Below are 5570 nucleotides of genomic sequence, written 5' to 3' on the forward strand. Positions count from 1 at the left end.
GGAATGGGCGTGGGTGAGGAGCAGATGTCCGACCCCCGCGAGCGTCCGGCCGTGACGCGACGCGGCCCCCGGCACCTCGGGACCACAGTCGATCAGCAGCTCGTCGTCGACCAGGGCGGCCGTCTGGCCGCGCACCTCCCCGCGCCGCAGGGCGTCGAGGCAGGAGTCGCAGCGGCAGAACGGGTTGGGCCACCCGTCGGCGGCACCCGTCCCCAGCAGCACGACCTCCATCAGGCCCCCGGCTCCCGGAGCGGCAGGACGGCGCGGCCGTCGGGGCGGTCGAGGACCTCGACGCGGGCGTCGTACACCTCGGCCACCCGTTCGACGGTCAGCACGTCCTCCCCGGTGCCGTCGGCGACGATCCGGCCCTCGTCGAGCAGGACCACGCGTTCGCCGTAGTGCGCGGCGGAGGTGAGGTCGTGCATGGCGGCCACCACGGTGAGTCCGCTCTCGCGTCGCATCGAGTCGACCAGCTCGAGGACCTGCTGTTGGTGCCCGATGTCGAGGGCGCTCGTCGGCTCGTCCAACAACAACACCCGGGGCTCCTGTGCCAGCGCCCGGCCCAGGACCACCCGCTGGAGCTCGCCCCCGGACAGCGTGGTCGCGATGCGCGGGGCGAGGTCGTGCAGCGCGAGTCTGTCGATCACTCCCTCGACGACCTCGTGGTCGTGGGGCGACTCGGTGCCGAAGCGGGGGATGTGGGGTGTGCGGCCCAGCCGGATCAGCTCCCGTGCGCTCACGCCCTCGGGCACGACCGGGCGTTGTGGCATGAGCGCCACCATCCGGGCGACCCGCCGTCGCCCGGCCCTCCGTGGCGCCAGACCCATGACCTCGACCTCCCCACGGGACGGGATGAGCCCGGCCATGGCGTAGAGCAGCGTGGTCTTGCCCGAGCCGTTCGGCCCGACCAGGGAGATCCAGGTCCCGGTGGGCACGACCAGGTCGATCCCGTGCAGGACGGGCACGGCGTCACGGGCCACATGGAGACCGCGGCAGGACAGGGCTTCGCCGGCGTCCGGGGTGGAGGTCATATGAGCCCCCGGCTCCGACGCAGGACGAACAGGAAGAACGGGGCCCCGATCGCCGCCGTCACGACCCCGATCGGCAGCTCGGCCGGGCTCACCGCGGTGCGGGCCACTATGTCGGCCAGGACGAGGAAACTCGCGCCGACCAGCAGAGACAGCGGTAGGAGTAACCGGTGGCCCGGGCCGATCACCATCCGCACGGCGTGCGGGATCACGATGCCGACGAATCCGATCAGGCCGCTCACGGACACGACCGCGGCGGTGCCCAGCGTGGCGACGCTGATCAGCACCAGCCGCACCCGGGCCGGGGCGATGCCGAGGGTGGAGGCCTCGACGTCACCCACCGCCATCACGTCGAGGGTGCGCCGGAACAGCGCGATCACCGCGACCGAGACCAGGACGTACGGCAGCACGGTCAGCACCTCGGACCAGCCGCTGGTCGTGAGCCGGCCGAGCATCCACGAGTACACCTGCCTCAGGGTCTCGTCGTTGCGCTGCATGAAGAAGGTCTGGATGGCGCTCGCGAACGCGGCGACCGCGACTCCCGCGAGGATGATCACGACCTCGGTCCGACCGCCACCGACACTGCGGCCGAGGGTGTAGGTGGCCATCACCGCGATCATGCCGCCGACGAACGCCGCCGGGGGCACCATCGCCGAACCCATGGCCCCGCCCACGACGATCGCCAGCGTCGCGCCCAGCCCGGCGCCGCTGGAGACACCCAGGAGATAGGGGTCGGCGAGCGGGTTGCGGAACACGCCCTGATAGGTCGCACCGGCGATCGCCAACATCGCGCCGACGATCCCGCCGAGCACGACCCGCGGGATCCGGATCTCCCACAGGATCACCTGCTGGCGAGGCGAGAACCCCGAGTCGACGTGCACGAACGGCAGTCGCCCGACCAGCTCGAGCAGGACTCCCCGCGGGGTGAGGTCGGCGGGACCGACCAGCGTGCCCGCCACCAGCGCCACGAGGAAGAGCACTGTCGCTCCGCCCAACACCAGGGCGTGGCGGGGCGACGCACGGGTCACGAGGCAGGTTCCCTCTCGGGCTGTGATTCGTTCACAGTCAGTGTGGAGATGATCCCGGCCACCTCACGCATGAAGTCCACCACGCGCGGGCCCCACCGGCTGGCCAGGTCCTCGTCGACCACGAAGACGCGGTCCTGCCTGACCGCGGCGAGCTCGCCCCAGCCGGGACGCTCGGCCACGACCTCCGGGGTGATCCCGCAGCACTGCCCGTCGGCGAGCATCACCAGGTCGGGGTCCGCCTCGAGGATCAGTTCCTCGGACAGCTGCGGGTAGGCGTCCTCGCCGGTCGCGATGGAGGTCAGCCCCAACAGGGAGTACACCTCGCCGATGTACGTGTCGTCGGTGACGGTGTAGTAGGTGTCGTCGAGCTCGTGGAAGTAGGTCAGCGGGGTCTCACGCCGGGGGACCGAGGCCACGATCTCGTCGATCTCGCCCCGCATCCGCGAGACCAGCTCGGCGGCCTCGCCGACCGTGCCGGTGGCCGCGCCGACCTGTTCGATCTGGGTGTACGTGTCGTCCAGGGTCCGTGCGGCGGGGAGCAGCAGGACCTCGACCCCGGACCGCTCGAGACCGGAGACTATGTCTCCGGTGTCGTCCGTGGCCACGACCAGGTCCGGCTGGTACCCGAGGATCGCCTCGAGGTTCGGGGTGTAGCCCGACAGGTCGGTGACCGGCGCGTCGGCGGGATAGTTCGAGCGTTCGTCCACCGCGACCACCCGGTCGCCGGCACCCACGGCGTAGAGCATCTCGGTGCTGGTGGGGCTGAGCGAGATGATCGCCTGCGGCTCGCCCGACGCGGCGGCGCCGGTGCCGTCGGTCTGGTCGGCCGCCGGGTCGTCGGCCCCGGAGCAGGCCGTGGCGACCAGTGCGACGGTGGTGAGGACGGCGGCGAGCAGAGAGCGGGATCGCGGCGTGGTCCGGGCTCGAGACTGGTGCATGACATCCTCCGGGGATCGCCAGGACGAAAGCAGCTCGGCAGCGACGCGGACGCCGCGGCACGCAACCGTCCTTCGTGCGAGGTCAGTTCGTACGGTGCCGCGGTACCGGCCGACCCGGCGCGCCCGCTCGGGGCGGGATCACAGTTGCGCGGGCATCGTCGGATTCACACCGACTTCCGCCGGGCACCACGGGTGTCCGGCGGGGGAGCCGGACCCTCCGAGGGTAGCCGACCCCCGGGTCGACGGCAGGATGGGCCGTGACCACCCTCCGACACCCACCGACAGGAAGGACCACGAGATGACGACGACGAACGGTTCAGGCGAGGGGCCTTCGGCCGCGGAACTCCGGTCGCGGGGTTTCGCGACCCGGCGCGGGGTGATGGGCGACGCCTTCGTGGACCGCGCGATGGGCCGGGCCGAGGGGACCGCCTCCGAGGCCCTCCAGTACGTGGTCACCGAGAACGTGTGGGGGAATATCTGGGACCGCCCGGGACTCGGGCGCCGCGACCGCAGCCTGTTGAACATCGGCATGCTCGTGGCGTTGCGGGCGAACGCCGAGTTGGCCGGTCACGTGCGCGGCGGCCTGACCAACGGCCTCACCCGCGAGGAGATCACCGAGGCCGTGATCCACGCCTCGGGGTACTGCGGGGCGCCGGCGGCCCTCTCGGCCATGAAGACGGTCCAGGAGGTCTTCGACGCCCTGGACGGCAGGTAGGGTCGTGTCCAGAAGTGACCCCCGACACCCCCCTGAGTGAGGAGCCCCTCGCATGCGCAGCACCATGCAGCCGGAACAGCTGAACATCAGTACCATCCTGACGTTCGGCGCGACCGTCCACTCGGACGCGGTCGTCACCACCTGGACCGATCAGGGCCCGCGGAAAGTCACGTTCGGCGAACTCGGGAAGCGGGCGGCCCAGCTCGCCCACGGGCTGCGTTCGCTCGGGATCGACGCAGACCAGCGCGTCGCGACGTTCCAGTGGAACAACTCGGAGCACATGGAGGCCTACCTGGCCATCCCGTCGATGGGCGCGGTGCTCCACCCCCTGAACATCCGGCTGTTCCCGGACCAGCTCGAGTTCGTGGCCAACCACGCCGAGGACAAGGTCGTCATCGTCGACCCGAGCCTGATCCCGCTCCTGCAGCCCCTGCTGCCGCGGTTCTCGACCGTCGAGCACGTGATCGTCACCGGCGGCGGTGCGGCGAACCTCGAGGCCCCGGAGGGCGTGCAGGTGCACGACTACGAGGCGCTTCTGGCGGCCCAGCCCACCAGGTTCGAGTGGCCCGAGGTCGACGAGAACTCCGGCGCCGCGATGTGTTACACCTCGGGCACCACGGGCGATCCGAAGGGCGTCGTCTACTCGCACCGGTCGATCTACCTCCACTCGATGCAGGTGTGCATGTCGGACGGGATGGACATCTCGCTCGACGACAACGTGCTGGCGATCGTCCCCATGTTCCACGCGATGTCGTGGGGGCTGCCGTACGCGGCGTTCCTGGTGGGTGCCTCACTGCTCATGCCCGAGCGCTTCCTGCAGCCCGAGCCGCTGGCCGCGATGATCGCCTCCGAGCGGCCGACCCTGGCCGCCGCCGTCCCCACGATCTGGCAGGCCGTGGACGCGTACAGCGTCGATCACCCGATCGACATGTCGAGCTTCCGTGCCGTGGTCGTGGGCGGCAGCTCCTGCCCGCCCGCGCTGATCCGCAAGTTCAAGGAGAACTACGGGATCAACATCATCCACGCGTGGGGCATGACGGAGACCTCGCCCATCGGCACGCTGTCGCGGCCGAAGGCGGACCTGCCGGAGGAGAAGCAGTTCGACCTGCGCACCACGCAGGGTCGGTTAATCGCGGGGGTCAAGGCCCGGATCGTCGACGACGCCGGCCAGGAAATGCCCTGGGACGGCGAGTCCGTGGGTGAGCTCCAGGTGCGCGGCCCCTGGATCACGGGCAGCTACTACAAGGTGGAGAACTCCGACTCGTTCGACGACGGCTGGCTGCGCACCGGCGACGTCGGCTACGTCCGCCCCGAGGCGTTCCTGCAGCTCACCGACCGTGCCAAGGACATCATCAAGTCCGGCGGCGAGTGGATCTCCTCCGTGGAGGTGGAGAACTACCTCCTCGAGCACCCGGCCGTGGCCGAGGCGGCCGTGATCGGGATCCCCGACCCCAAGTGGGACGAGCGCCCGCTGGCCACGATCGTGGTCAAGGAGGGCGTGGCCGACCCCGACGTCGAGGACCTGCGCGCGCACCTCGAGTCCAGGATGGCCAAGTGGCAGGTGCCGGAGAAGTTCGCGTTCGTCGACGAGATCCCCAAGACCTCCGTCGGCAAGCTCGACAAGAAGCGCATCCGCGTCTCGCACTCCGACGGTGAGCTCACGGTGGTCAACGCCCTGGAGAAGTAGCCCCCGGTCGGGCCGCCCCGCCGGTCCGGTCCCGCCCCAACGAGAAGAGCGTTCCGCGCACATCGCCCGAGAGGCAGGTGCGCGGAACGCTCTTCTCGTTGGAGCGGCGGCGGCTGGACGGGTCGCGGCGGCGATTGGGCGGGTTGCGCGCGCGGGTCGGGCGGGTCGCGCGGG

Annotated in this window: 6 protein-coding genes and 1 pseudogene; 2 read left to right on the plus strand and 5 right to left on the minus strand. The window is 70.8% G+C overall.

The features are described 5' to 3' along the window. From G6031_RS15540 to G6031_RS15555, 4 genes and pseudogenes are all read right to left on the minus strand, one after another. Nucleotides 1-231 (minus strand): annotated as a pseudogene (locus tag G6031_RS15540) (cobalamin biosynthesis protein CobU); the annotation flags it as partial. After that, complete coding sequence (locus G6031_RS15545) at nucleotides 231-1031, minus strand: ABC transporter ATP-binding protein (RefSeq protein ID WP_182643910.1); 801 nt, start codon at nucleotides 1029-1031, stop codon at nucleotides 231-233. The pseudogene G6031_RS15540 and the gene G6031_RS15545, both read right to left, overlap by 1 nt. Then, nucleotides 1028-2056, minus strand: a complete 1029-nt coding sequence (locus tag G6031_RS15550) for an iron ABC transporter permease (RefSeq protein ID WP_179523768.1) — start codon at nucleotides 2054-2056, stop codon at nucleotides 1028-1030. Before G6031_RS15550 ends, G6031_RS15545 begins: the two co-directional genes overlap by 4 nt. Beyond that, complete coding sequence (locus G6031_RS15555) at nucleotides 2053-2994, minus strand: ABC transporter substrate-binding protein (RefSeq protein WP_182653743.1); 942 nt, start codon at nucleotides 2992-2994, stop codon at nucleotides 2053-2055. The genes G6031_RS15550 and G6031_RS15555 overlap by 4 nt, the downstream gene beginning before the upstream one ends. A gap of 298 nt (nucleotides 2995-3292) precedes the next feature. Between G6031_RS15555 and G6031_RS15560 the strand changes: the two genes are divergently transcribed. Together G6031_RS15560 and G6031_RS15565 are read left to right on the plus strand one after the other, a co-directional pair. Continuing rightward, complete coding sequence (locus G6031_RS15560) at nucleotides 3293-3709, plus strand: carboxymuconolactone decarboxylase family protein (protein ID WP_179523766.1); 417 nt, start codon at nucleotides 3293-3295, stop codon at nucleotides 3707-3709. A gap of 52 nt (nucleotides 3710-3761) precedes the next feature. Continuing rightward, on the plus strand, nucleotides 3762-5396 hold the full coding sequence (locus G6031_RS15565) for a long-chain fatty acid--CoA ligase (RefSeq protein WP_182653744.1): 1635 nt from the start codon (nucleotides 3762-3764) through the stop codon (nucleotides 5394-5396). Here G6031_RS15565 and G6031_RS18695 read toward each other — a convergent pair. Then, on the minus strand, nucleotides 5377-5570 hold a 194-nt coding region (locus G6031_RS18695), incomplete at its 5' end, for a hypothetical protein (RefSeq protein WP_206682174.1). The two genes, G6031_RS15565 and G6031_RS18695, sit on opposite strands and share 20 nt — an antisense overlap.

This window comes from Dietzia sp. CQ4, assembly GCF_014145125.1.
Taxonomy (GTDB): domain Bacteria; phylum Actinomycetota; class Actinomycetes; order Mycobacteriales; family Mycobacteriaceae; genus Dietzia; species Dietzia natronolimnaea.